General features: G+C 60.3%; 25 protein-coding genes and 1 other RNA gene. 17 read left to right on the top strand and 9 right to left on the bottom strand.

Annotation, left to right across the window (positions count from 1 at the left end; translation table 11 throughout):
• The first annotated feature begins 229 nt into the window (after window positions 1-229).
• From Q7L05_RS06670 to recR, 7 genes are all read left to right on the top strand, one after another.
• On the top strand, window positions 230-835 hold the full coding sequence (locus Q7L05_RS06670; RefSeq protein WP_411293322.1) for a DUF3501 family protein: 606 nt from the start codon (window positions 230-232) through the stop codon (window positions 833-835).
• Between the two features lie 421 nt (window positions 836-1256).
• Window positions 1257-2252, top strand: coding sequence for a cytochrome-c peroxidase (locus tag Q7L05_RS06665; RefSeq protein WP_317623102.1), 996 nt, complete (start codon window positions 1257-1259; stop codon window positions 2250-2252).
• Between the two features lie 345 nt (window positions 2253-2597).
• A complete protein-coding gene (locus tag Q7L05_RS06660) occupies window positions 2598-2792 on the top strand; it encodes a hypothetical protein (RefSeq protein ID WP_303903786.1) in 195 nt (64 codons plus the stop codon).
• A 21-nt stretch (window positions 2793-2813) separates the two neighbouring features.
• Window positions 2814-2910, top strand: an RNA gene (gene ffs / locus Q7L05_RS06655) — signal recognition particle sRNA small type.
• 187 nt (window positions 2911-3097) lie between these two features.
• Window positions 3098-4780, top strand: a complete 1683-nt coding sequence (gene dnaX / locus Q7L05_RS06650; protein ID WP_303903783.1) for a DNA polymerase III subunit gamma/tau — start codon at window positions 3098-3100, stop codon at window positions 4778-4780.
• A 244-nt stretch (window positions 4781-5024) separates the two neighbouring features.
• Window positions 5025-5345 (top strand): YbaB/EbfC family nucleoid-associated protein, encoded by a 321-nt coding sequence (locus Q7L05_RS06645; protein WP_303903780.1) that lies wholly within the window; start codon window positions 5025-5027, stop codon window positions 5343-5345.
• 2 nt (window positions 5346-5347) lie between these two features.
• Window positions 5348-5947 (top strand): recombination mediator RecR, encoded by a 600-nt coding sequence (gene recR / locus Q7L05_RS06640; protein WP_303903777.1) that lies wholly within the window; start codon window positions 5348-5350, stop codon window positions 5945-5947.
• Window positions 5948-6244: 297 nt separating this feature from the next.
• Here recR and rsgA read toward each other — a convergent pair whose 3' ends face one another.
• The 4 genes from rsgA to Q7L05_RS06620 all read right to left on the bottom strand — a co-directional run bounded on the left by rsgA (window position 6245) and on the right by Q7L05_RS06620 (window position 9482).
• The gene (gene rsgA / locus Q7L05_RS06635) at window positions 6245-7264 is read right to left on the bottom strand and encodes a small ribosomal subunit biogenesis GTPase RsgA (RefSeq protein WP_303903774.1); all 1020 of its coding nucleotides are present in this window, start codon (window positions 7262-7264) and stop codon (window positions 6245-6247) included.
• A 13-nt stretch (window positions 7265-7277) separates the two neighbouring features.
• Window positions 7278-7595 carry a 4a-hydroxytetrahydrobiopterin dehydratase gene (locus Q7L05_RS06630; protein ID WP_303903770.1) on the bottom strand — a complete coding sequence of 106 codons (318 nt, stop codon included), beginning with the start codon at window positions 7593-7595 and terminating at the stop codon, window positions 7278-7280.
• 4 nt (window positions 7596-7599) lie between these two features.
• A complete protein-coding gene (locus tag Q7L05_RS06625) occupies window positions 7600-7899 on the bottom strand; it encodes a c-type cytochrome (RefSeq protein WP_303903767.1) in 300 nt (99 codons plus the stop codon).
• A gap of 311 nt (window positions 7900-8210) precedes the next feature.
• Window positions 8211-9482 carry a M48 family metallopeptidase gene (locus Q7L05_RS06620; protein WP_303903764.1) on the bottom strand — a complete coding sequence of 424 codons (1272 nt, stop codon included), beginning with the start codon at window positions 9480-9482 and terminating at the stop codon, window positions 8211-8213.
• Window positions 9483-9568: 86 nt separating this feature from the next.
• On the opposite strand from Q7L05_RS06620, the gene orn reads away from it, so the two are divergent.
• Window positions 9569-10114, top strand: a complete 546-nt coding sequence (gene orn, locus Q7L05_RS06615; protein ID WP_303903760.1) for an oligoribonuclease — start codon at window positions 9569-9571, stop codon at window positions 10112-10114.
• Between the two features lie 163 nt (window positions 10115-10277).
• Here orn and amrA read toward each other — a convergent pair whose 3' ends face one another.
• Together amrA and amrB are read right to left on the bottom strand one after the other, a co-directional pair.
• A complete protein-coding gene (amrA, locus tag Q7L05_RS06610; RefSeq protein WP_303903755.1) occupies window positions 10278-10859 on the bottom strand; it encodes an AmmeMemoRadiSam system protein A in 582 nt (193 codons plus the stop codon).
• On the bottom strand, window positions 10846-11646 hold the full coding sequence (gene amrB, locus Q7L05_RS06605; RefSeq protein ID WP_303903752.1) for an AmmeMemoRadiSam system protein B: 801 nt from the start codon (window positions 11644-11646) through the stop codon (window positions 10846-10848). The genes amrA and amrB overlap by 14 nt, the downstream gene beginning before the upstream one ends.
• Window positions 11647-11780: 134 nt before the next feature.
• Between amrB and amrS the strand changes: the two genes are divergently transcribed.
• The 6 genes from amrS to hemN all read left to right on the top strand — a co-directional run bounded on the left by amrS (window position 11781) and on the right by hemN (window position 17727).
• Complete coding sequence (gene amrS / locus Q7L05_RS06600) at window positions 11781-12899, top strand: AmmeMemoRadiSam system radical SAM enzyme (protein WP_411293321.1); 1119 nt, start codon at window positions 11781-11783, stop codon at window positions 12897-12899.
• Window positions 12900-12981: 82 nt separating this feature from the next.
• A complete protein-coding gene (locus Q7L05_RS06595; protein ID WP_303903746.1) occupies window positions 12982-13719 on the top strand; it encodes a DUF481 domain-containing protein in 738 nt (245 codons plus the stop codon).
• A gap of 138 nt (window positions 13720-13857) precedes the next feature.
• Complete coding sequence (gene mog, locus Q7L05_RS06590) at window positions 13858-14406, top strand: molybdopterin adenylyltransferase (RefSeq protein ID WP_303903743.1); 549 nt, start codon at window positions 13858-13860, stop codon at window positions 14404-14406.
• 57 nt (window positions 14407-14463) lie between these two features.
• Window positions 14464-15405 carry a 50S ribosomal protein L3 N(5)-glutamine methyltransferase gene (gene prmB, locus Q7L05_RS06585; protein ID WP_303903740.1) on the top strand — a complete coding sequence of 314 codons (942 nt, stop codon included), beginning with the start codon at window positions 14464-14466 and terminating at the stop codon, window positions 15403-15405.
• Window positions 15406-15820: 415 nt separating this feature from the next.
• A complete protein-coding gene (locus tag Q7L05_RS06580) occupies window positions 15821-16138 on the top strand; it encodes a hypothetical protein (RefSeq protein WP_303903737.1) in 318 nt (105 codons plus the stop codon).
• 203 nt (window positions 16139-16341) lie between these two features.
• Window positions 16342-17727 (top strand): oxygen-independent coproporphyrinogen III oxidase, encoded by a 1386-nt coding sequence (hemN, locus tag Q7L05_RS06575; RefSeq protein WP_303903734.1) that lies wholly within the window; start codon window positions 16342-16344, stop codon window positions 17725-17727.
• Window positions 17728-17813: 86 nt separating this feature from the next.
• On the opposite strand, the gene Q7L05_RS06570 is transcribed toward hemN, so the two are convergent.
• Together Q7L05_RS06570 and Q7L05_RS06565 are read right to left on the bottom strand one after the other, a co-directional pair.
• The gene (locus Q7L05_RS06570) at window positions 17814-19253 is read right to left on the bottom strand and encodes an FAD-dependent oxidoreductase (protein ID WP_303903731.1); all 1440 of its coding nucleotides are present in this window, start codon (window positions 19251-19253) and stop codon (window positions 17814-17816) included.
• Window positions 19254-19263: 10 nt separating this feature from the next.
• Complete coding sequence (locus tag Q7L05_RS06565; protein WP_303903728.1) at window positions 19264-20394, bottom strand: polysaccharide pyruvyl transferase family protein; 1131 nt, start codon at window positions 20392-20394, stop codon at window positions 19264-19266.
• 325 nt (window positions 20395-20719) lie between these two features.
• Between Q7L05_RS06565 and aroC the strand changes: the two genes are divergently transcribed.
• Entirely contained in the window at window positions 20720-21823 is a 1104-nt protein-coding gene (gene aroC / locus Q7L05_RS06560; RefSeq protein ID WP_303903725.1) for a chorismate synthase, read from the top strand.
• Window positions 21824-21851: 28 nt separating this feature from the next.
• Complete coding sequence (locus Q7L05_RS06555; RefSeq protein ID WP_303903722.1) at window positions 21852-23000, top strand: MFS transporter; 1149 nt, start codon at window positions 21852-21854, stop codon at window positions 22998-23000.
• A 120-nt stretch (window positions 23001-23120) separates the two neighbouring features.
• Here Q7L05_RS06555 and Q7L05_RS06550 read toward each other — a convergent pair whose 3' ends face one another.
• A complete protein-coding gene (locus Q7L05_RS06550; RefSeq protein ID WP_303903719.1) occupies window positions 23121-23504 on the bottom strand; it encodes a hypothetical protein in 384 nt (127 codons plus the stop codon).
• A 690-nt stretch (window positions 23505-24194) separates the two neighbouring features.
• Here Q7L05_RS06550 and Q7L05_RS06545 point away from each other — a divergent pair.
• The gene (locus Q7L05_RS06545) at window positions 24195-24869 is read left to right on the top strand and encodes a Fe2+-dependent dioxygenase (RefSeq protein ID WP_303903716.1); all 675 of its coding nucleotides are present in this window, start codon (window positions 24195-24197) and stop codon (window positions 24867-24869) included.
• Window positions 24870-25017: the final 148 nt, after the last annotated feature.

Below are 25017 nucleotides of genomic sequence, written 5' to 3'. Positions count from 1 at the left end.
GTCATTCCCGCGTAGGCGGGAATCCAGAGGACAGAAGCATGGCTCAAAATGGATCTCCGCCTACGCGGGGATGACGGATTTCCTGGGGCATGCGCGATCACCCGGACAGTTACCCCGGAGGAATAAAACAGCCGGTTGAACCGGACGCAGCCGGGCGCAGGCAAATGCCTGCACTTGGCTGCAGGTTCCCCGGGGGCAAAAATGGAAAGAAACCTCTCTGTGCCCAAAAATGTATTTCCTGGAGGCAGTAATGGAAAAACTGACACGCGAAGACCTGTACAGCCTGGAACGTTACGCAGAGATGCGTCCGGAGTTTCGCGCCAGGGTGTTGGAGCACAAGAAGCACCGGCAGGTTGCCATCGGCCCCAACGCCACCCTCTATTTCGAGGACCGGTTTACCATGCAGTACCAGATTCAGGAGATGCTGCGGGTGGAGCGCATCTTCGAGCCCGAGGCGATCGAGGAGGAGCTGGCCACCTACAATCCACTCATTCCGGACGGCAGCAACTGGAAAGCGACCTTCATGCTCGAATATCCGAACGAGAAGGAGCGCCGGCGGAATCTCGCAGCCCTCCGGGGCATCGAGAAGCAGACCTACGTTCAAGTTGATGGTTTCGAGCGGATATATCCGATCGCCAACGAAGACCTGGAACGTACCAATGAAGAGAAGACCTCATCGGTTCACTTCATGCGCTTCGAACTGGCCCCGGAGATGGTAGCGGGAGTGAAAGAGGGAAGCACAGTAGCGATGGGTATCGAGCATCCCGAATACAGCTACCGCCTCGACTCGATCGCTGCACCGGTGCGGAACGCGTTGGCGGCCGATCTCGATTGATCCGGTGAGGTTCCCGGGAGCCTGCCCGAGAAATCTGGCCAATCAGGCTTGGCCGCACGACTCCCTGGATGGAGGAGTCAGAGCGAAGCATGCCGCCATGGATCGCATCCTCCCCGGCCTTTGAGGGGCCGGATTGTGCGGTAGGGCTCGTGCACTTTTCTCGGGCAGGTTCAAGACGAGAAAAGCGGGTTCCGCCCCACCAGTATCCCCTGACAGATCGCCCGAAACCGCCACTCTGCCAAGCGCCCCCACGACAGTGGCAGCCGTTCTGCTCGCCTGCCAAAAGTTGGACGTCGGTCACATTCCCATGCTTGACATGTGGGAATACTGGATTCAGTCTTAGTCTCGTTAAAAACTTCTGCGATCCGGCCCAATCGGACCGGAAAAAAAACCTGAAAAAGTAAGCAGCTAGGGGTATTCAATGAGATTAGTACGTTATACGGGAGCGATAATGGCTCTGACCATCGTTGCGACCGGCCAAGCCACGGCAAAAGAACCCATTGAACCGATCCTGCCGGTTCAGAATGTCGATCGGGCACAGGTCGAACTGGGCAAAAAGCTTTATTTCGATCCGCGCCTGTCCAAATCGGGATTTATTTCCTGCAACTCCTGCCACAATCTGAGCATGGGCGGTACCGATAATCTGAAGACCTCCATCGGTCACAAGTGGCAGCAAGGTCCCATCAACTCTCCTACAGTGCTCAACTCAAGCATGAACCTGGCACAGTTCTGGGACGGTCGCGCCAAGGACCTCAAGGAACAGGCCGCCGGCCCAATCGCCAACCCCGGCGAGATGGCCTCAACCCACACTCTGGCCATCGACATCCTGCGTTCCATTCCCGGCTACGTGACCGAGTTCAAGCGGGTGTTTGATACCGATGAAATCGACATTGACCAAGTGACCCAGGCCATCGCTGAGTTCGAGAAAACCCTGGTCACTCCGGGTTCCCGCTTCGACCAGTGGCTGTTGGGTGACAAGGCTGCCATCACGGCCAAGGAGAAGGCCGGCTATAAACTGTTCAAGGATAGCGGTTGCGTTGCGTGTCACAGTGGTCCTGCGGTAGGCGGCAACTCCTTCCAGAAGATGGGGGTGATTGAGCCCTACGAAACCACGAGTCCGGTCGAGGGCCGCAGCGCCGTCACCGGCAAGGATGCGGACCGCTTCAAGTTCAAGGTGCCGACCCTGCGTAATGTCGAACTGACCTACCCGTACTTTCACGATGGTGAGGCGGCGACCTTGAAGGAGGCGGTCGACGTGATGGGTCGGTTGCAGCTCGGTAAAAATTTCTCGGACGAGGAGAATGCCCAAATCGTGGCCTTCCTGAAGACGCTGACAGGTGAGCAGCCGTCATTCCCGATGCCTATCCTGCAGCCTTCGACTGACAAGACTCCCGCTCCCCAGCCTTTCGGCTCATAACCGGTACCGTTTGGCGGGATCGACCGAAAGAATCCGGCCCCGGTTACGGGGCCGGATTTTTATTCCAAAAGGACGGGAAAGGTTTTCTCCACCGTGCTCTACAATCTTCGAGCCCAGGGTGGCATCGAACAGGCGATCCCCGGTTCCAGGCCAGGTTTGCTGCATGGCTTTCGAAAGCGGAGGACGAAACGCCCGCAAGAGGTAGTAGGCGGTGCAGGGCTCAAGCAGGCAAAGAGCCGTGATGCAAAAGGGCGATGGCGAACCTTTGAGTCACACTCGATCAGGTTTCCCCTGGGATGGAATGACCTGCTCGGGTTTTAAAGAAGGCGAAACGAGGAATTCAGGATGAATAAGCTTGAGTGCCTTCAAGCGGCTGTGGCCTTCGAACAACCGGACCGGATACTGGGGGCCGAGTCCCCATTGCCTCTGCTGTTTTCCGGGCGCGTCTTTCTGTACCCCCCTGCTGTCTGTATAATGCCCCACTTCGGCGCAGCAGCGGTTGAACCGTTCCAACCGGTGGGTGCCCCGGTTGTGGTATGATTGAGAGTCAATGGTGGCCTGCATCGGTCCCCCCGCGACGATAAACCGTGAACCCGGTCAGGCCTGGAAGGGAGCAGCCGTAGCGGTGGACTCGGGCGCCGGGGTGTGGCTGGTGCGGGCCGCCACCCTTCATGAACTTCATGGATGAGCTCGCTGGCGCCGCGATGGGCCTTTCCTGAGAATCAAGTTCTCTGCGTACTCTGCGCCTCTGCGCCTCTGCGGTGCATTCGTCATTTCGGCAGCCGTGCGTCGAACCGGGTTCTCCGGTAAAGTATCTTCCCTTATTTCCACCCGGTTTCATATCCATGAGCTATCAGGTGCTGGCCCGGAAATGGCGTCCCCGTTCGTTCCCGGAAATGGTGGGGCAGGAGCATGTGCTGCGCGTCCTGATCAATGCGCTGGATAATGATCGCCTGCACCACGCCTTTCTCTTTACCGGGACCCGTGGTGTAGGCAAGACCAGCGTCGCGCGGATCCTGGCAAAGTCCCTGAATTGCGAGCAGGGGGTGAGTTCCCGACCCTGCGGCGAGTGCAGCGCCTGTCGGGAGATCGACGAAGGGCGTTTCGTTGACCTGGTAGAGGTGGACGCCGCCTCGCGAACCAGGGTCGAGGATACCCGCGAGCTTCTGGAAAACGTCCAGTACGCGCCGAGTCGGGGGCGTTATAAGGTCTATCTCGTGGACGAGGTGCACATGCTCTCGAACCACAGCTTCAATGCCCTGCTGAAGACGCTCGAGGAGCCGCCGCCGCACGTAAAATTCCTGCTGGCGACCACCGATCCGCAGCGTTTGCCGGTAACCATCCTCTCCCGCTGTCTGCAGTTCAATCTCAAGCGGCTGCCGCTGGAGCCGATCCGCGATCACCTGATTGCGATTCTGGAAAAGGAGGGCGTAGAAGCGGATCCGACAGCCCTGGTGGAAATCGCGCGCGCCGCCGACGGCAGTATGCGGGATGCCTTGAGCCTGCTCGACCAGGCCATCGCTTACGGCGCCGGTCGACTCGATGCCGCCGAAGTCCGCGATATGCTCGGCACGGTGGATCGCCATCAGGTCGCCGGGTTGATAGAGGCCCTGGCCGGTGGCGATGCCGAGCAGGTGATTGCCGCCAGCAACCTGTTGGCCGAACGGGCGCCGGATTTCGGCGGCGTCCTGAATGAGTTGAACAGTCTGCTGCAGCGCATCGCGCTGGCCCAGATCGTCCCTGCTGCAGTGGATGATTCCGGAGGGGACGCCGAGACGGTTCGGGCTCTGGCGGAGCGCCTTTCGCCGGATGATGTTCAGCTCTACTATCAAATCGGCATTGTCGGTCGTCGGGACCTGCCTCTGGCCCCCGATGCCCGTAGCGGTTTCGAGATGGTGCTGCTGCGCATGCTGGCCTTTCGTCCTGCCGAAACCATGCCGCCCAGTGGCCGGCATGCTGCCGTCGACCCATCCCGTCGTGCTGCCCCCCCTGCTGGCAGCGTACCGCAGGTTTCCGCCTCACCGCCGGCACGCGGGGTCGAACCGTCCCGGCGCGAATCGACAGCGGGGACGGTGTCCACTGATCAAGCACCGGCATCCATTGCAGAGCCTCCAGCCGAGCGTACAGCGAATGCACCGCCGACGGACGAAGAGGATTGGGACGGCCTGGTGGCGGCCCTGCCGCTGGCGGGAATGTCGCAGCAGTTTGCCCTGCACTGCGCACTGGCCCGGCGCAATGGGGACCATTTTGAACTGGTGCTCGATCGGGGCGTCGAACACCTGAGCCACAATCCTAAATGGGAGCAGGCGCTCAAGAAAGCGCTGGAGAGTCATCTGCGACGGCCGGTGCAGCTTTCGGTTACCGTCGGCTCCGCACCTGAGGCGACCCCCCATCAGCTCAATGAGCAACGCACCGCGGCATCGCAGAGCGAGGCGGAACAGGCGATCCGGGATGACCCACGGCTCAACGCCCTTTTGGAGCGGTTCGATGGAGAGGTGGATTCGGGCAGCATCCGCCCGGTCGGGTAAGGTCCGCCCGGTCGGGTAAGGGCTGTTTAACCGCAAAGACGCAAAGAGCGCCAAGAACACCAATGATCAGTGCTACGTTTGCGCGACTTATGGAACGGAGCATCTTACCTGCCGGTACTTCAAGCCGCATCTTTAGGTCTTTGCGGTCAATCGATTTTTAAGAGTCGGGCGCCACGGGCCGTGCCTGATAAACTATTTTAGATAATCGGCGCCGGGCAAGGCGCGCAACAGAAAAGAGGTTGAGATGAAAGGCGGATTCGGCAACATGATGAAGCAGGCCCAGAAGATGCAGGCCGACATGCAGAAGGTTCAGGAAGAACTGGCCAATATGGAGGTCACCGGCAAGGCCGGGGGCGATATGGTCAGTGTCATCATGACCGGCCGGCACGACCTGAAGCGGGTTTCCATCGACGATAGCGTGATGGATGACAAGGAGATGCTGGAAGATCTGCTGGCGGCTGCGGTCAATGACGCGGTTCGGCAGCTGGAGCAGCAGTCCCAGGAGAAAATGTCCGGCGTAACCGAGGGCATGAATCTACCCGGCGGGATGAAGTTCCCGTTCTGAGGATGAGTGCAAGCCCTCTCATTGCGCAGCTGATTGAGTCGCTGCGCTGTCTGCCCGGTGTTGGCCCGAAATCGGCACAGCGCATGGCCTATCACCTGCTCGAACGGGATCGTGACGGCGCCCGGCGTTTGGCCGAGGCGCTGGTTACGGCGGCCGAGCAGGTTGGACACTGCGCGCGCTGCCGGACCTTTACCGAGTCGGAGGTGTGCGATATCTGCAGTGACGAGCGCCGCGACCACTCGCTGCTGTGCGTGGTGGAGTCACCGGCCGATGTCCAGGCGCTGGAGGGTTCCATCGATTACCGTGGGCTCTACTTCGTGCTGATGGGGCATCTTTCCCCTTTGGATGGGATCGGTCCCGAGGATATCGGCCTGGACAAGCTCATCGAGCGCTTCGATGGGGCAGATATCCGCGAGATTATTCTCGCCACCAATCCTACCGTGGAAGGCGAGGCCACTGCCCACTATATCGGCGAACTTTCCCGCGAACGCGGCATCCGGGCCACCCGGCTTGCCCATGGCATCCCCCTCGGCGGCGAGTTGGAGTTCGTCGACGGCACGACCCTCTCCCACGCCTTCCTGGGGCGTCAGGCCATCGAGTAGAGCAAAGCTGAACAGACGGGATTTTTGACTACAGGGCACGGAGACATCGAGAGCAATGTTGTCTTTCTTACCTTGTGCTAACCGTCGAGAAAAGCTCAACCACGGGGTGTACGGGGCACTCGGGGATTAAAAATTAACCACCACGGCAGCGCTGAGAATACCAGCCAGTTCATCGTTCTTCTCTGTGTACTCAGTGGTCATCAAGCAGTTTCCCCGTGTTCCCCGTGCACCCCGTGGTTAAAATCTTCTTTCTGTATTCTCCGTGGTTAACCGGCAGCCAGCCGCCCCCCCCCGAGATCAATACGAAGGGGCCTTGTCCGCCACGTTGGCTGCGATTCGCCGAAAACTGGTGAGCCGCTGGGGCGTGATTTTGCCGGCTTTCACCGCGGCCGTAATGGCACAGCCCGGCTCGCTGTTGTGTCGGCAATCCCGAAAGCGACAGCCGCCGAGAAAGGGACGAAACTCGAGGAAGCCTTCCGCCAACTCCGGTTCGCTCATCGTCCAGAGCCGGAATTCCCGTACCCCCGGTGAATCGATGACGTCGCCGCCGGAAGGCAGGTGGTAGAGGCGGGCGGAGCTGGTCGTGTGCCGACCGAGGCCGGTCACTTCCGCCAGGTCGCCGACCGTAATCGCCTCGTCGGGTAACAGGGCCTTGGCCAGTGATGATTTTCCGACCCCCGACTGACCGGCGAAGATACTGGTTCTGTCTTTCAGCGCGGTCAACAAATCATCCAGACCGTGGTCGGCTCGGGTAGTGGCGAAGATGATCCGGTAACCGATATCCCGATAGATCGAGAGCTGCGCCTCCACCCGTGCCCGACCCTCCGGGTCCAGCAGGTCGACCTTGTTGAAGACCACCACCGGCGTAATGCCGCTTTTTTCCGCAGCGACCAGAAACTGGTCGAGGGAATCGGTGCTGAAGGGCGGTTCCGGTGCGGCCACCACCAGGATTTGATCAATATTTGCGGCCAGAGCCTTCATCTCGCCCGAGAAATCGGGGCGGGCGAGGAGGGTGTCGCGTTCCTCGACTGCCACGACCACCCCGGTATTATTATCGGACGATTGCCAGACGACGCGGTCACCCACCACCGGCATGGCCAGATTTCGGCGGAGGTGGCAGCGGCGAACCTCGCCGGTTGAGGCCTCCACATCGACGCTGGCGCCGTAGTTGGCGATGATACGGCCATGCTGTTCCTGGCCCAGAGGCCCGGCCTCTGTCTCGATTTGGCCCTCACGGCGCTTTGCACGTTCCAGACGCTCATTCTGGATCTTGTTGATGCGCCACGCTTGACGCCGGTTCAGTTTCTGCTTGCCCATGGGCGGGTCGGTATCATCCTGTCAGTGCGTTGACCCGGGCGGCGAGGATAAAGTCGTTACGACTCAATCCGTCGGCCGAGTGGGTAGTGAAGTGAACCTTGCCACGCTTGTAGGAGAGTTCCAGGTCGGGATGATGGTCCTCCCGATTGGCCTCCCAGGCCACGGCGTTGGCGAAGCCCATCGTTTCGTAAAAATTGCCGAACGCGAATTCACGGACCAGGGTCCTCCCGTCATCACTCACTGTCCAGCCCGGTACTTCGCCCAGCAGAGTATCGACTTCTTCCCTTTTCAGACGAGTAGGATCGGCAGAGCAGTGCTCATTCTCCAGCATGGCGTTACTCCTCGAAACGATAATAACTCTTGTTAAGATAGCGGGCGATTGCCGCCACATCGTCGTCGAAAAGTGCGATCTGCAGGTTGTCCTTGCAGCGATTCACCTGGGTGTGCAGCCCCTCCAGGCTGTTCACCCGGCGGTCGTCGCGTGTATAGAGGGCTGAACCGTCGCCGCCGGCCATACGCTGGTGACACTCCACGCAGTGCTGCTGGTGGAGTTCTTCGCCTCCGGCCGGTTCCGCACTCGCAGTGCCGGTAAGTACTACAACAGACAACGGCAACGCCAAAATGCTCAGTTTCATATCGAACCTCCTTGATGATTGGTAAACCACAGAGTACACGGAGAACAGCGTTCCCACTGGGGCACGGGCACAATAAAACGCCTTATTGGCTGCACCGTGTCGCCCCATGGCGGTGTTTTCGCGCTGCGGCCCTGAATAGCTGTTCCGAAATCGTGTCCAACACGCTCCTTTGGTACCATTCCGAAATACCTATAGGAGCGGCGGAAGCCGCGATTCGGCATATCGCGACTTCCGTCGCTCCTACATCCATGGACACCTATTTGGAACACGTATCGAGTGTTCCGGTAGTGATGATCCCTGTTCGCAGCGGCTCAGCCGGTTTTTCCCGACAGGTGAGCGACCCGTACCGATGCCGGCGGGTGGGAGTCGTGATAGGCGGAGTGCCAGGGATCCGGGGTCAGCGTGCTGGCGTTGTCCCGGTAGAGTTTGACCAGGGCCCGTACCAGGTCGTGGGCATCGGCCTGTCGGGAGGCAAAATCATCCGCCTCGAATTCGTGGCGCCGCATCACCGCAGCCATCAGCGGCTGCAGGAAGAAGGTGAAAACCGGTGCCACGAGCAAAAACAGGGCCAGCGCCCCGTGTACGGAAGGTTCAGTGAGCCCCAGGCCCGAATAGAACCAGGTTTGGCCCATCAGGTAGCCCAGAGCCGCGAGTCCGCCCAGACTGAGCAGGGCAACCGTACCCAGCCGTTTGGCGACATGTCGGCGGCGGAAATGTCCCAGTTCGTGGGCCAGTACGGCCTCGATCTCCTCGCCGTTCAGTGTCTCCAGCAGCGTATCGAAGAAGACGATGCGCTTGCTGTTGCCGACGCCGCTGAAATAGGCGTTGCCGTGGCTTGAGCGGCGCGAACCGTCCATGACGAACACACCTTTGGATTCGAACCCGCAACGCTCAAGCAAGGACTCGATGCGCTGCACCAGTTCGCGATCCTCAAGCGGCGTGAACTTGTTGAACAGCGGGGCGATAATGCTGGGAAACGCCCAGAGCATCAGCAGATTGAAGCCCATCCACACCGCCCAGACATAGAACCACCACCCCTTGTTACCGTAATCGGCGGCCACCGGGTTGTGGCCCGCATCCATCAGCCACAATACCAGCGCCACCAGAGGAAGACCCAGCGCCAGGGCAATCAGGGACTGCTTGAGTCGATCGGAGAGAAACAGTCCCGGTGTACTGCGATTGAAGCCGAAGCGCTTTTCGACCCCGAAGGTGCGATAGAGGGCGAACGGCAGGTCCAGCAGTGAGAAAAGCAGGAAGAGGCTGAGGAGAAAGCCGGTTCCGGTCACCAATGGACCCAACTCCCACTGTTGCCACACGCCGTTCAGCCAGGATAGCCCGCCCCCCAGGGTCCAGAACAGTAGCAGGCCGGCTCCGTACAGGGTCTCAATCGCGGAGAGCCGCGTGCGAGCCGTCGTATAATCGGCGGCCTTGTGGTGTGCCTCCGGGGTGATCCGCTCTGCGAAGGCCTCCGGCACCGTATCGCGGTGCATGCGCACGTGCCGTATCTGCCGGTAATCCAGGTAGAGCTGAATGCCCGTGGCCAGAAACAGCGCAGCCAGGAAAACCTGAGTGAAAATTTCCATGGAGATCCTTGAACTTCAGCGGGAAGGGCGAAGGAAGGTTAGCCTCTGATAGAATAGTTCGCAAGCAGCCGACGGCGTAGAGGCATATGGCACGAAATCCTGACAATCTTATCTGGATCGATCTGGAAATGACCGGCCTGGATCCCCAGGGAGACCGGATCATCGAGATCGCCACCATCATTACCGATGCTCATCTCAACGTGCTGGAAGAGGGGCCGGTCCTGGCCATCCATCAGAGCGAGGCCGTGCTGGCGGGAATGGATGAGTGGAATACCCGTACCCACGGTGATTCGGGCCTTTTGGAGCGTGTGCGCGCCAGCACTCTCTCCGAACTCGATGCCGAGGCGGTGACACTGGAGTTTATCGAGAAGTATGTGCCGTCGGGTGCCTCGCCGATTTGCGGCAACAGTATCTGTCAGGACCGACGCTTCCTGGCTCGGTTGATGCCGAAGCTGGAGGCGTATTTCCACTACCGCAATCTGGACGTCAGCACCCTCAAGGAACTGGCTCGGCGCTGGGCCCCGCAGGTTGCTGCCGGGTTGAAGAAAAACGGCTCGCATCAGGCCCTCGACGACATTCGGGAGTCGATCAACGAACTCCGGTACTATCGCAAGCACTTTCTCAAGGTCTAGGAGCCTGTATCCGAACTTTCTCGTTAAATAGACCCACTCGGCTTTGGCTCCTGGGAGCTTGTCCGAGAACATCGTTTTTGTAGGTTGGGGTGAGTTATGCGAACCCCAACGCTGACCTTGTTGGGCTTCGTTCCTCAGCGCCAACCTACTTTTGGATCTATTGCTATTTACGGGCAGGCCCACTGACTTTTCTTCCGAAGGCTTCGGTACCGTAGCGGTGGATGCGGATCGTATCGGACCAGTATTCGGACGTGAGGCCGGCCTTCAGCTTCAATTGTCGAAGGAGGTGTGAGGGATCGGGGAGTACCTCCCACACAATCGGCAGAAAGGTGGAGCGATGGTGGTGCTCCTCCAGTACCAGTCCATCGATTCCCGGTCGCAGTTGCGCCAGCAGATCCGCCTCCGACCAAAAGGTCACCGGTTCGGCCGGACCGAGCACGGATATCTCCAGATCGAGCTCGTCCCATTGCTCGCGGCTGAGGGGCAGAAAGCGCGGGTCGCGAAAAGCGGCGGCGAAGGCATTTTCCGCGACATCTTCCACGAGGGGGCGGTGCGGCTCCAGGGAACCGATGCAGCCTTGCAATTCACCTCGCTGGTGCAGTGTCACGAAACAGGCACCCGGCTCGCGCAGGCTTTGTTCGAAGATATCTGCATCTACGGGCAAAGCATCGGAGTCGCTCCATCCCTGCCGAATCGAGTCTTCCGCCACCGTCAGTAATACTTCACGCTGATCAGGATTCAACATCGGTAAAGCTCCAGGCACCGTAACCGACCACACTGTCACACGGGCCTGCGGCATCGGCTGAGTTGCGCAGGTCCAGGGTTTCCACGATGAGTCCCCGTCGTTTGGCAGCCACCAGCAGTCCGCGGATGGGATTGCGGCCGCAGGCGTCCTCATGGCCAATCGCCGAACAATTCAGCTGCTCAATGGCATCGCGGGTGGAACAATCCAGCCGCTGCGCAGTGGCATAGTCGTGAAAGTGTGACAGATCGGAGCTGATGACAAGGGCGGTCTCGTCACCACCCCAAAGATGCTCGATCACCTCGGCGGTCTCCTCGGGGGTGGCATCGCCAACCACCAGGGGCACCAGCCTGAAAGAGCCGAGGAGTTCCTGCAAAAATGGCAGATGGACCTCCAGACTGTGCTCCATCTGGTGGGCGGCATCCAGCCGTTTGACCTGGGGCAGTCTTTCCACCGAATCGATGTTGACCCGGTCCAGGGGGATATCGCCCAGCGGAGTATGGAAGAAATCGGCACCGGAGGTGGCCAGCCCGAGCAGCGGGACGCGGTGAGAAGGACCCAGCAGCACCACGCGCGTAATCCGCTCCCTGGCGGGCGCCAAACAGGCATAGGCGCGAGCAGCGATCGCCCCGCTGTAGAGGTATCCGGCGTGGGGCGCGATGATGGCCTTGGGGACCGAAGATTCGGGTTGGGGTGCCGCACGCAACAGCTGCAGGACCATGCCCTGCAGTTCGGCGGAATCCGAGGGATAGAAGAGACCGGCGACGGCCGGTGGTCGAATCGATGTCATGAATAAACCTCTTGGGACTGCTATTCCACCACATCAGATCATCCGGGGGATTGCTTCGTGGTGATACCGATTACCCGTATTCGATGCAATGTCCGACCGTTTCGGTGGTCTCAAGGTTCATGAGAAAGAAAATCATGATGACCGAAAAGAGGAAAAGGGTTGTGTCCGACGTTACCGAACTGACCGAGACGCGCTATTGGCATGCCCTTGAGGACGGACGGGTTCAGTGTGACCTCTGCCCGCGCTACTGCAAACTGCGTGAAGGGCAGCGGGGACTCTGTTTCGTTCGCGCCAACGTCGACAAACAGATTGTACTGACCACCTACGGCCGCTCCAGTGGCTTTTGCGTGGACCCGGTCGAGAAAAAGCCATTGAACCATTTCCTGCCCGGAACGCCGATCCTCTCGTTCGGCACGGCGGGCTGCAATCTGGCCTGCAAGTATTGCCAGAATTGGGATATCAGCAAGTCACGGGAGATGGACACGTTGATGGACCGCGCCTCGCCCGAGATGATTGCCCGGGCTGCGGAGTCCAACGGCTGCCGCAGTGTGGCCTTCACCTACAACGATCCGGTGATCTTTCACGAGTACGCCATCGATGTGGCATACGCCTGTCGTGAGCGGGGCATCCAATCGGTGGCAGTGACGGCGGGTTATGTGGCCGATGCGCCGCGCAGGGAGTTCTACTCCTATATGGATGCGGCTAACGTCGACCTGAAGGCATTCAACGATGCGTTTTACTACAAACTTACCGGCGCACACCTGCAGCCGGTACTGGACACGCTGGTATACCTGCGTCAGGAGACCGACGTCTGGTTGGAGCTGACTACGCTCTTGATCCCCGGCCACAATGACGATGAGGAGGAGCTGGACGCCATGACCCGTTGGGTGGTGCAGGAATTGGGAGCAGAGGTGCCGATGCACTTCACGGCATTTCACCCGGACTGGAAGATGCCCGATGTACCCCCCACACCGGCCGCGACACTCAGCCGTGCCCGCCGGATCGCTTTGGCCAACGGTGTTCGTTACGCCTACACCGGCAATATCCACGACGAGGTGGGCGGCAGTACCTGGTGCCATCACTGTGGAGAGCGACTCATCGGCCGGGACTGGTACGTGATTACCGACTGGAAGCTGACCGACGACGGCCATTGCCGCCGGTGCGGAACCCGGTGCGCCGGTGTCTTCGATGGTCCGCCGGGTGACCGGGGGGCGCGGCGGATGCCTGTGCGTTTGCAGGACTTCACTGCATAAAGGGTGGTCAGGTCGTGATCGGGTCGTTAGAAGAGTAGGTGGATTTTGTTAGACTTCCGGTTTTTCCCATTCCGGTGGTGTCATGCGCATTTCCGATTGCCTGCTGCGGACAGGGGTGATTCTGATCCTTGGAGCTGCACAGACGACTCGGGCCCAGGAGACCGAAACGGGGCGGAAGGAGGGATGGAGCGGCGAAGCGGAAGTGGGCTTCATGGCGACCTCCGGCAACAGTGAAGCGGAGAGTTTCAATGCCCGCGTCGTGCTCCACAACGAGTCTTTCCCGTGGCGTCATGACACGCGACTGGAAACCCTGCGCAGTTCCGACGAGGACGAGACCACGGCGGAGCGCTACCTTCTCGCTCACAAGACCGACTACCGCTTCGATGAAAACCGCTATCTGTTCGGGACTCTGCGGTACGAGGATGATCGGTTCAGTGGGTACGACTACCGGGTTTCCGAGACGGTGGGTTATGGCCGTCGCGTCTATGAGACTCCGGGCCTGTCACTCGACCTTGAGGCCGGTGTCGGTGGTCGCCACTCGCTCCCTGAGGCGAGTGATGAGCGCGATGACGAGTTGATTCTGCGCGGTGCGGGCAATCTGGAGTGGGAGATCAGTCCCTCTGCCCGGTTTACCGAGGAGCTGTTCGTCGAATCCGGTGACGAAAACACCTTCACGGAATCGATCTCGGCGCTGAAACTCAAGATCAACGGCAATCTGGCCACCAAGCTCTCCTATACGGTCCGTCATAGCAGTGATGTTCCCGAGGACACCGAGAACACCGATACGATCATCGCCGTAACCCTGGTACTGGATTTTTGAGCGAGCTGCTTGCCTTCTCCCGCGAGAGCAAGGCTTCGGCCGTTTTCCTTGTGCCCTTGGCACCTCTCATTCCACCCTCGTATCCTGCCCCCGGGATCTTTATAATGGCGGTCGGTTTTCCTTGTGCGGGAGCAGTTCATGGGCGAGAAGGCGCGCATCGGTATCGTCACGGTTTCGGACCGGGCCAGTCGGGGTGAATACGAGGACCTGGGCGGTCCCGCCATTCGTGAATGGCTGGAGCGGGCACTTACCAGCCCATGGGAAGCCGTTGCCCGTCTGGTTCCGGATGAGCAGGCGCAGGTGGAGACCGCGCTACGCGAGCTGTCTGACGACGAAGGATGCGGGCTGGTGGTCACCACCGGCGGTACCGGTCCGGCGCCACGGGATATCACCCCTGAAGCCACCGAGGCGGTATGCGACAAGCTACTGGACGGGTTCGGCGAACAGATGCGGGCGGTCTCCCTCAAAATCGTGCCCACCGCCATTCTCTCCCGGCAGATTGCCGGTATTCGCGGTCGCTCGCTGATCATCAATCTGCCCGGCAAGCCTTCGGCTATCGCCGACTGCCTCGATGGCGTATTTCCCGCTGTTCCCTACTGCATTGATTTGATCGAGGGGCCCTACCTGGAAACCGACGAGTCGGTGATCAAGGCGTTTCGCCCCAAACACGCCAAAAAGAGCGGTTAAACCACTGAGAACACGGGGTGGGATGTCGGTATTCTCTATGTCCTCAGTGGAACATACATGAACATTGATGAAGTCGTCGAAACGCTGCTTACGCCCCGGGACCTGATCCGTTGGGGGGCGAGTCTCTTTAATCGGGAGGGGCTTTTCTTCGGCCACGGCACCGATAATGCCTTTGATGAGGCGGCTTATCTGACCCTGTTTGCGCTCCACCTGCCGCCGCAGATTCCAGAGGCCTGGTTCGACGCCCGGCTGCTGGCGGAGGAGCGTAGCGCGGTGGCAGAGCTGATCGCACGTCGTGTTCAGACGCGCTTGCCGGCCCCCTACCTCACCAACGAGGCGTGGTTTGCAGGCCTGCCGTTCTATGTCGATGAGCGGGTCCTGATTCCCCGCTCGCCGATAGCGGAACTGATCCAGGAGCGGTTTGAACCCTGGATCGATCCGGAGCGCGTAGAGCGGGTGCTGGATCTCTGCACCGGCAGTGGCTGTATCGCTGCGGCCTGTGCCCTGGCATTCCCGGCTGCGACGGTGGATGCCGGTGACATCTCCGAGGAAGCCCTCGAGGTGGTCCGTATCAATATCGAAAAGCACGGGCTGGAGGAGCAGATGCGGCCTGTACGCTCGGACCTGTTTGACGGATTCAGGGGCGAGCGCTACGACATCATCGTCAGCAACCCGCCCTATGTGGATGCCGAGGATATGGCCGCGCTACCGGATGAGTACCATTACGAGCCGGCCCTTGCCCTCGAGGCCGGGCACGATGGCCTCGACCTGGTGCTGCGCATGCTGAGTGAGGCGCCCGACCACCTGGAGCAGGAGGGCATTCTGGTGGTGGAGGTGGGCAACAGCGCACCGGCGCTTGAAGAGCTGCTGCCCGAGGTGCCGTTCGTCTGGCTCGAGTTTGAGCGTGGAGGGGAGGGCGTCTTCCTGCTGTCCGCCGAACAGGTCACTGAACATCAGGCCTTGTTTGCCCGGCACGCTGCTACTCGTCGGCGGCTCTAGTGTACTGTTGCATGCTTGGCGATACTTTCAGAGCCCCCCAAAAACGTCAGGACAAGGCGCAGCGCGCAGGCAATGGTTATTCCCTTGTCAAGCGCTGCAACGCCGTCATGGCGTTTTTGGGGGGCTCCCTTCGGGCGAGCCGCTGGCCGGCCAGCGACTCGCTGAAAGCACCGCCAAGCATGCAACAGTATACTAGCAGGCAACCCGCAGAGGCGGCGCAGAGTTCCAGGACAATCGATTTAGCCTGGACCTGCTTTTCACGAGAACCCATCCGTTCTCCGCGTACTCTGCGTCTCTGTGGTGAGTTGGCTGTGTCCGTTTTCGCCTTTGCGTTTTTGCAGTGAGTGTTCCGGGCTATAATGCCGGCTCGCAACCATTTCGGCGACAGACCGTCCAAGTAATAGAGAGAATGTCCATGTACAGCGTTAAGCCCAAGACTGCCGAGGAGTACGTCCGGCTTGTTGAACAGGCGCTTATCGAGATCGACGAGTTGCGCGCCTGTTACGAGTTCGATATGGAGGAGGCCGGCGGTCAGCTCGGCTATCTAGAGCCGCTGGAGCAGGGATTGAAGGAATTGCGCGCCTCCATGGCGGACGGCAGTTACCACTTCGAGAATCGGGATCTGCCCTTCATGGAGATCGCCAACAAATACAAGGCGCAGTTGCCGTTCTCTCACCTGCTGGCGGTGATCAACCACACCCATCGCAACGGTCTCGCAGTCGACGAAGCCTAGCAGCCTGTCGGACTTAACCGATCGTAGCGAGGAAAAGCCGGTTTGAGACAGATTTTTCGATCTTTTGAGGCGAATAGTGGGCCTATTTAACGAAAAAGATCGGAAAATATGGCCAAATCCGGCTTTTCCGCAGTAGATCAGCGTTAAGCCCGACAGGCTGCTAGCCCACAAGTGTGCAACAGCACACTAGAGAAGGAGGTCCGATGACCAACCAGAGCATCGAATTCGACATCGATTTGATCAAGCGTTACGACAAATCGGGGCCGCGCTACACCTCCTATCCGACGGCGGTTCAGTTCCATGATGGTTTCGGTGAAGCCGAATACCGCAAATGGGCGCAAAAGAGCAGCGAAAGCGGTCGTCCGCTCTCCCTGTACTTTCATATCCCCTTCTGTGACACGGTCTGTTTCTACTGCGGCTGCAACAAGGTGGTTACCAAGAATCGAAAACGGGCCGCGCCCTATCTGGAGCGGCTGCACCGCGAAATCGAGATGCAGGCCGAATTGCTGGACGGCTCCCGGCCGGTCAATCAGCTGCACTGGGGCGGCGGCACGCCCACCTTCATCAGCCATGAAGAAATGACGGCGTTGATGGACAAGACCCGCGAATGTTTCAATCTGCATGACGATGACAGCGGCGAGTATTCCATCGAAATCGACCCGCGGGAGGTGCAGACCGATACCGTAGCCTTGCTGCGGAAGATCGGCTTCAACCGCATGAGCCTCGGGGTCCAGGACTTCGACCTGCAGGTACAAAAGGCGGTCAACCGGATTCAGACGGAAGAGCAGACCCTGTCGGTGCTCGAGGCCGCGCGGCGGGAAGGCTTCAAGTCGATGAGCATCGACCTGATCTACGGGCTGCCCTTTCAGAGTGTCGAGAGCTTCGGTCGCACCCTCGACAGGATCCTCGAGATCTCCCCCGACCGCCTGGCGGTATTCAACTACGCGCACCTGCCGGAACTGTTCAAGCCGCAGCGGCGCATCGAAGCCGGGGACCTGCCCTCTCCGCAGGAGAAGCTGGATATTCTCCAGTTGACCATCGACAAGCTGACCCGCAACGGCTATCTCTACATCGGCATGGACCACTTTGCCAAACCGGATGACGAGCTGGCGGTGGCCCAGCGCGAACGTACGCTCTACCGCAACTTCCAGGGCTACTCGACCCACGCCGATTGTGACCTGGTGGGACTTGGCAGCACCTCGATCAGCCAGGTGGGGGATACCTACTCCCAGAACCTGAAGGGGATGGAGGAGTACTACGAGCGCATCGACGCCGGGCGACTGGCGGTGTTTCGCGGCTACGAACTGAATGAAGATGACAAGCTGCGCCGCTCCGTCATCACCAATCTCATCTGCCATTTCGTGCTGCACAAGGCGGAAGTGGAAAAGAGTTTCGGCATCACCTTCGATGAGTACTTCGCCGCCGAACTGGATGAGCTCGCTGAGATGGAGAAAGATGGTCTGCTGGAGCAGCACCCCGACCGCATCGAGGTGAAACCCGCCGGGAAACTGCTCATCCGCAATATCTGCATGGTGTTCGATCGCTACCTGCGCGAAAAGGCCAACCGCAGCTTTTCGAAGGTAATTTGACGGATATTTAGCCACAGAGGACACGGAGAACACCGAGAAAAGATCTATTACCATCTCTGTGTGCTCTGTGGTCTAACTCCTTTGGATCAGGCCTTTTCGGGAACGATACCCCGCAAGTCCGCGCCCTGGCGCAGCAATTCCCGTTGCACATCATCGACCGCCAACTCCCGCGGCGTGACTCCCCTCAGTGCCGCGAGTGCCGCGCAGACCCCGCCGGCCTGACCCAGGGACATTGCGACCGGCATTACCCGATAGGAGGAGTGTGCCTCATGGCTGCCGGAGATACAGCGGCCGGCCACCACGAGGTTTTCCACGTCGCGGGGCAGCAGGCAGCGCAAGGGGATGTCATACGCTTCGCCGGGCGGTATCCGCTTTAGGGTGGTGCCGCTGCCGCGCGGATTGTGGACGTCGATGGGATAGGCATTGCGTGCCACCACATCATCGAACTTCCGTGCGGAAAGGACGTCACCTCCGGTAAGCCGGTAGTCTCCCAGGATGCGTCGCGATTCACGTACTCCCACCTGCGTACCGCTTTGCACGGGATAAGAATGCTCGAAGCCGGGGACGTAACGTCGGAAGAAAGCGGCAATCTGCCGCATCTGATGTCGCGCTGCCCATTCCGCGTAGCTCAAATCCCAGACATCGGTTCCAAACAGCGGGACTGCCCGTGTAACGCGGGTGCTGTTGACGCTGACTTCCCGTGGATGGGGGGTGGCAAAGAAGAGGATATCTTCCCGGGGCAGGTCCAGTTCTCCCTCCTCGGTGGCCCGACGGACCAGATTCCAAAGCCCGTGTACGCCCCGCCACTCATGAGGATGCCGCCGCGCATAGTTTTCGAACGCGATTTTTTCAAATTCTGCCATGCGGAACATCAGCGTCATGGGTTGGACCAGCCCATCAGGATCGCGGCCCGTCTCATACGGTGCACCGGCATTGAAGGCGATATCACCGTCGCCGGTGCAATCGACGACAGTGCGCGCGCGGATGACCACCGGTCCTGATTTGGTTTCGAAAATCACACCTTCGGGCCGCTCATACCCGAGTACGCCCGAGGCAAAGGCGTGAAACAGAAACTGCACCCCCGCCTCGTCGAGCATCTCCAGGGCAACCTGCTTCAGGACCTCCGGATCGAACGGCACCGTATAGCCGGTCTCCTGTGAAGGCAGAACGGCTCCGCCACATGCCAGGAGCCGCTTGACGAATTGCCTGAGGACACCCGCCAGCACGGGCTCGCCGGGACCGTGGTCGGTCGGCAGGAGCGTATGGCTTCCCAATCGCTCGGGGCGGTGGAGCTCGGTGAAATAGGACATGAAGGGCATGACCAGTGCGGCCGTCGCATTGCCCCCCAAAAAACCGTAGCGCTCGACCAGAATGGTGTGGGCGCCGGTGGCGGCCGCACCCAGGGCCGCCCCGATTCCCGCCGGCCCGCCTCCGACCACCAGTACGTCACAGCTGCCTGCCACTCGGGCGGTGCGAGGCGGAAGGGGTACAGAGTGCATTGCTTCGGGACGGGGTAGTACCGGCATGGCAGCTCTCCTATCCGGGGTGATGACGCCGCAGGAGTTCCATCAGGATCCGGTGAGACTCGCGGGCGCGATCCTGCAGCGTCGGAACGGTACGGTCGATGCGGTTGGCCAGAGAGCGGCGCCGGTCCCATGAGCGATCGATGTGCGCGAGCAAGCGACCGGCATTGACCTTATCGATAGGAGGCATTTCCGCCCCTATCTGCTCCAGAAAACCACCCACCTTGGAGGCGTAGGGCAGGGCGACGAAAGGCACCCGGTTGAGGGCCGCCAGAATAAGGAAATGAAGCCGCATGCCGACGACGAAATCGAAGCGGCCGATCAGGGTCATCAATTGGCCGGAGGTGTACTCCCCTTTGAGTACGGCGGCTTTTTGAGGGCACAGCATTTTCGATATCACGGCATGGCTGTGTTGCATGTCGAGTACGCCGCGTTCCATGGGAATGAACACCACCCGGGCACCGAAACGATCCACGATATAGTCGGCCGCGTTGGCGAGTAGCTGGTGATAAACATCCTGGTTGACGTCGGGGGCAGCGGCCCCCGGCTCGCGTACCGACATACCCACCACGGGACCGTCCCGATCGAGGGTTTCGGTCACCAGGGTCTGCCTGGGCAGCGGCTCGGGCTTCAATAACATCGCCGGGTCCGCCGTGACCAGGATTTCATGACGGACGCCGATCTCCTCCAACACTTGGCGTGCCGCACCCTCCCGAACGGTAATGACTTCCGCGCGATCGAGGACCTCGCGTACGGCCGCTTGGACCGCTACATCCCGGAGTGGTCCCGCTCCTATGGCGTAGACCATGACCGGTACGCTCAATTCCTCTGCCAAGGCCGCTTCACGTAAAAAGGTCCGAGCTTCGGCATCGAACAGGAGCCCGCCGCCGCCGACCACCAGCAGATCCAGGCCCTCCACCAGCTTGCGTAACTCATCCCGGGGAAGTCGTCGTGTAGAAACAGCATTATCCACAGCGTGGCGGCGGCGGGTGTCCTCCGCGTCGCGGGAAAAGACGGTAATCTCGGCCCGTACGGATTCACGCAGTTGGGCGACCATGCTTTGCAGGATGGCTTCGTCTCCAAGATTAAGCCCACCATAGGAACCGGTGATCCCTATCCGGTACCTGTACTGATTCCTGGCCATGTCGCCTCCCTGCGCTCACCGCAAAGATAGCTGTTCAGAACGTGGTGCCCCGGAAGTCAGGGCAACGCGGGGGCGGAAGTACAGAAGATGTGGCGAGACGTAACTACTCACCCCTTCCGTCATTCCCTGCCACCCCCGCGCAAGCGGGGGGGTAGGCATTGCTCCTGCATAATCACTTCCTACATCCCTGTAGGTCGTATTGACAGCGTACCTGCTATCAAGGACTTGGTTCGCTCGCCGGCATCAAAAATGGGAGTGTCCGTTTAGCCTGCTGTGGAAGGATGGGCAGAGGACGCCACCCGATTAAACCGCTACAATAGCGGCCATGTCAGGAAATAGCATCGGCAAACTGTTTACCGTCACGAGCTTTGGAGAGTCCCATGGGCCTGCCATTGGCTGCGTGGTGGACGGCTGTCCTCCGGGGCTGGAACTCAGCGAGGCAGACCTTCAATACGATCTGGACCGGCGCCGTCCGGGAAAGACGCGGCATACCACCCAGCGTCGCGAGCCCGATCAGGTGCGGATCCTCTCTGGTGTGTTCGAAGGCATCACGACCGGGACCCCCATCGGCTTGCTGATCGACAACCAGGATCAGCGCTCCAGGGACTATTCGGATATCGCAGATACATTCCGTCCGGGCCATGCCGATTACACTTATCAGCAGAAATACGGCGTTCGCGATTATCGGGGCGGTGGCCGTTCGTCGGCCCGCGAGACCGCCATGCGGGTCGCGGCCGGTGCCATCGCCAGGAAGTATCTGGCTACCAAGGGTGTACAGATCCGTGGTTACCTGGCCCAGCTCGGGCCTATCGGGGCCGAGCGGCACGACTGGGACGAAGTGGAGAAAAACCCCTTTTTCTTCCCGGACTCCGAGCGGGTAGACGAGATCGAGGTCTATATGGATACCCTTCGCAAGGCGGGGGATTCGGTCGGGGCCCGGGTCAATGTCGTGGCCGAGGGTACTCCGGTGGGCCTGGGTGAGCCTGTCTTCGACCGTCTGGACGCAGACCTCGCCCATGCCCTGATGAGCATCAATGCCGTAAAGGGGGTCGAGATCGGTGCCGGTTTCGCCAGTGTCGAGCAAAAGGGCAGCGAGCACCGGGACGCCATCACACCGGACGGCTTCGTCGGTAATCATGCCGGAGGCGTGTTGGGCGGTATCTCCACCGGGCAGGACATCGTGGCTTCCATCGCCCTCAAACCCACCTCCAGTATCCGTGTTCCCGGCGCCAGCATCGACCGCGCCGGCAAGCCGGTGGAGGTGGTCACCAAGGGGCGTCACGATCCCTGCGTAGGTATCCGGGCCGTCCCTATCGCTGAGGCGATGACCGCTATCGTGCTGATGGATCACCTGCTTCGACATCGCGCCCAGAATGCCGATGTTCGGTCGGGTACGCCGGTGGTTCCTGCCGCTTCAGAGCTCCCTTAGGGCCGGCCCGCGCCGGCCGCGGTTTGGCATGAGCCCTGTCCTACCCGTTCCCTACTGGCGTTTGTCCGGTTTTTACTTCTTCTATTTTGCCACTCTCGGCGTGCTGGTGCCGTACTGGGCGCTCTACCTGAAGCACCTGGGATACGGCTCGGTGGAGATCGGTCAGCTGATGGCCGTGCTGATGGCCACCAAGATCATCTCGCCCAACGTGTGGGGCTGGATTGCCGATCATACGGGCCGACCGATGGCCGTCGTCCGGCTCGGGTCACTGTTGGCCCTGGTGACTTTTTTCGGCGTATTCCTGGCTCGGGGCTTCTGGGGCCTCGCGGCGGTAATGTTGCTGTTCAGCTTCTTCTGGAACGCCGCCCTGCCGCAGTTTGAGGCGACCACCCTCAGTCATCTGGGGCGGGATACCCATCGCTATAGCATCATCCGGCTCTGGGGCTCTGTCGGTTTCATCGCGACGGTCGCTGGCCTCGGGGCGGCCATGGAAATCTGGGAGCCGGATATTCTGCCCCCGGTGCTGCTGCTGCTATTCGCCGGTATCTGGCTGTCGACCCTCAGTGTCCCCGAAAGGGGAGCGGCCCCCGGGGATGGTGGCGAAGGTTCTATTCTGAAGGTCTTGCGTCGGCCGGAGGTGATCGCGCTGCTTGTGGTCTGCTTCCTGATGCAGGCGAGCCACGGTCCCTATTACACCTTTTTTACCATCTACATGGAGGAGCACGGCTACGGTCGCGGCCTGATTGGGCAACTCTGGGCCTTGGGGGTGGCTGCTGAGGTGGGGATCTTTCTGCTGATGCACCGGCTCGCGCCCCGCTTCGGTTTGCGAGCCCTGCTGATCGCCGCACTGATGCTGACCACGCTCCGGTGGGTGCTCATCGGGTTCATTCCTCAGAATTTGCCCATTATGCTGTTCGCCCAGATCCTTCATGCGGCCAGCTTCGCCATCTTTCATGCCGTCGCCATTGCCCTCTTTCACCAGTTCTTTACCGGTCGCCACCAGGGACGCGGGCAGGCGCTCTACAGCAGTCTCAGTTTCGGTGCAGGGGGTGCAATCGGCGCTCTTTACAGCGGCTGGGCGTGGGAGGGCATCAGCCCCGAAGCGACCTACTATGTCGCAGCCAGCCTCAGCCTCCTGGCAACCCTGATCGCCTGGGCCTGGGTTCGGGAGCGTTAGTCCGGGACGGCTGACAGGCCACAGAGAACACAGAGAGCACTGAGGTGAGAATCGGGGGCCTGAGAAGACCTGGGTTCCCCGTCGCTGGAGAACTCCGTCTCCTCTGTGGTTGACCCGCTGTTATCCAAAGGTATCGCTACGGTCGAACGGACCGGCTCGGTAGGAAGGGGCGCTGCGCTGCAGCTGGGCGGCAACGGCGGCGGTGGTGAGCAGTTGTTGCAGGCCGAGCGGTGGATGCGGCTGCCCGGATAGCGGCAGGTGGCGGAGCAGGGCGTTGCGGCGCATGGTCAGGAAGTAGTCACCCGGTGCATAGAGATCGCTCGCCGCAGCGAAAGCCGTTTGCAGCTGTTCGTGGGCGCCCGCGAGCCGCCGGCTCATCAGCAGTTGGCCGTAGATCTGGCGCGCCAGGATCCGTTCGTGGGCCCCTGTGCCGGGCTTCTTCGCGAGCCGCTCGAACTCCCCTTCTATATCGTGTTCTAACCAGAAATTGGCCACCATCCGCATCAGTCGGCAAACCCGGCACGATGCCCTCTGCCGCGCGAGTCGCCTCTGCCGGACATCGGCTGCTCTCAATAGCTCCTCTGCAGCACCCCTTTCTAGCGGTTCTGCAAACCAGCAACCCAAAATGCCCTGCGGCGCATCATCGAGTGGACGCATAAGAACAGGATAACGCTGATGCGTGGAGGCAACCACCGGGGACACAGAGACCCGAAGTGGTTAACCACGGGTGTTTATTGGTAACTGCTCGCCCGGGTGATCGCGCACGGCCCAGGAAATCGGTCATCCCCGCGTAGGCGGGGATCCATCTTGAGTCATGCTTCTGTTCTCTGGATTCCCGCCTCCCCCCGCCTGCGCGGGGGTGACAGGGAATGACGGGTGAGTAGTTAGGTTTATTTTTAAATTTCCGTGTCCAGCGTGGTTCAAGTTGTTTTGTCCTCCGTGGCTGAACATGATTCCGTTCAGCTATGATGGAGGCGCAAACCCAGTGTACTGTTGCATGCTTGGCGATACTTTCAGAGCCCCCCAAAAGCGTCAGGACAAGGCGCAGCGCGCAGGCAATGGTTATTCCCTTGTCAAGCGCTGCAACGCCGTCATGGCGTTCTTGGGGGGCTCCCTTCGGGCGAGCCGCTGGCCGGCCAGCGGCTCGCTGAAAGCACCGACAAGCATGCAACAGTACACTAGAGAGGTGATGACATGCTGCTCAGGATCCCGGGCGTACTTTCGCCGGAAGAGCTGACCACGGTAGCCAATGCCGTCTCAAAGGCCCGTTTCGTGGATGGCAGACTCACCGCCGGAAAGGCCGCCGAGAAGGTCAAGAAAAACCTGGAACTGGATCGGGGATCGGAGGTTCGCGACCCGTTGAATCGTGCCCTGGTGGGCAGCCTCTACCGCAGCGAGCCTTTTCGAAACGGTGCGCTGCCGTACCGGGTCGCCACGCCCATCATTGCCCGCTACACGCCGGGCATGCGCTACGGCGACCATATCGATGACCCTATCATGGGGCCGGACAACGGCCGTTACCGCACCGATGTCTCCTGCACCATCGCCCTGAGTGGTCCCGAGGAGTACCAGGGCGGTGAATTGGTGATCCGGACTCCGTTCGGTGAACAGCACATCAAGCTGAATGCCGGCGACGCGGTCATCTATCCTTCCGGTACGCTGCACCGGGTGGAAGAGGTGACGGCGGGGGAGCGCCTCGTGGCGGTCCTCTGGATCCAGAGCCTGGTGCGCGACCCGGAGAAGCGCGAACTGCTGTACAACCTCAGCCGGGCGCGGGAGAGTCTCCTCAAACGTGAGCCAGGCTCCCCCGAATGCGACGCTGTCGACCACTCCTATATCAACCTGATGCGCATGTGGAGCGAGCTTTGAATTTGAAATATTAACCGCAAAGGTCGCAAAGGATCGCGAAGTTCAGGACCCGATCTTCGGCCATACCGCGACGCCAATCAGGCGGAATCGGCTTCCGACAATTCCGCCTTAGCGAACCTTTGCGATCTTCGCGGATTCATCTCTTTTA

The sequence above is a fragment of the Thiohalomonas denitrificans genome (assembly GCF_016841685.1).
GTDB classification, from domain to species: Bacteria; Pseudomonadota; Gammaproteobacteria; order Thiohalomonadales; family Thiohalomonadaceae; genus Thiohalomonas; species Thiohalomonas denitrificans_A.
The sequence above is the reverse complement of the archived record's forward strand: the minus strand, read 5'-3'. Positions and strand labels throughout refer to the sequence as shown.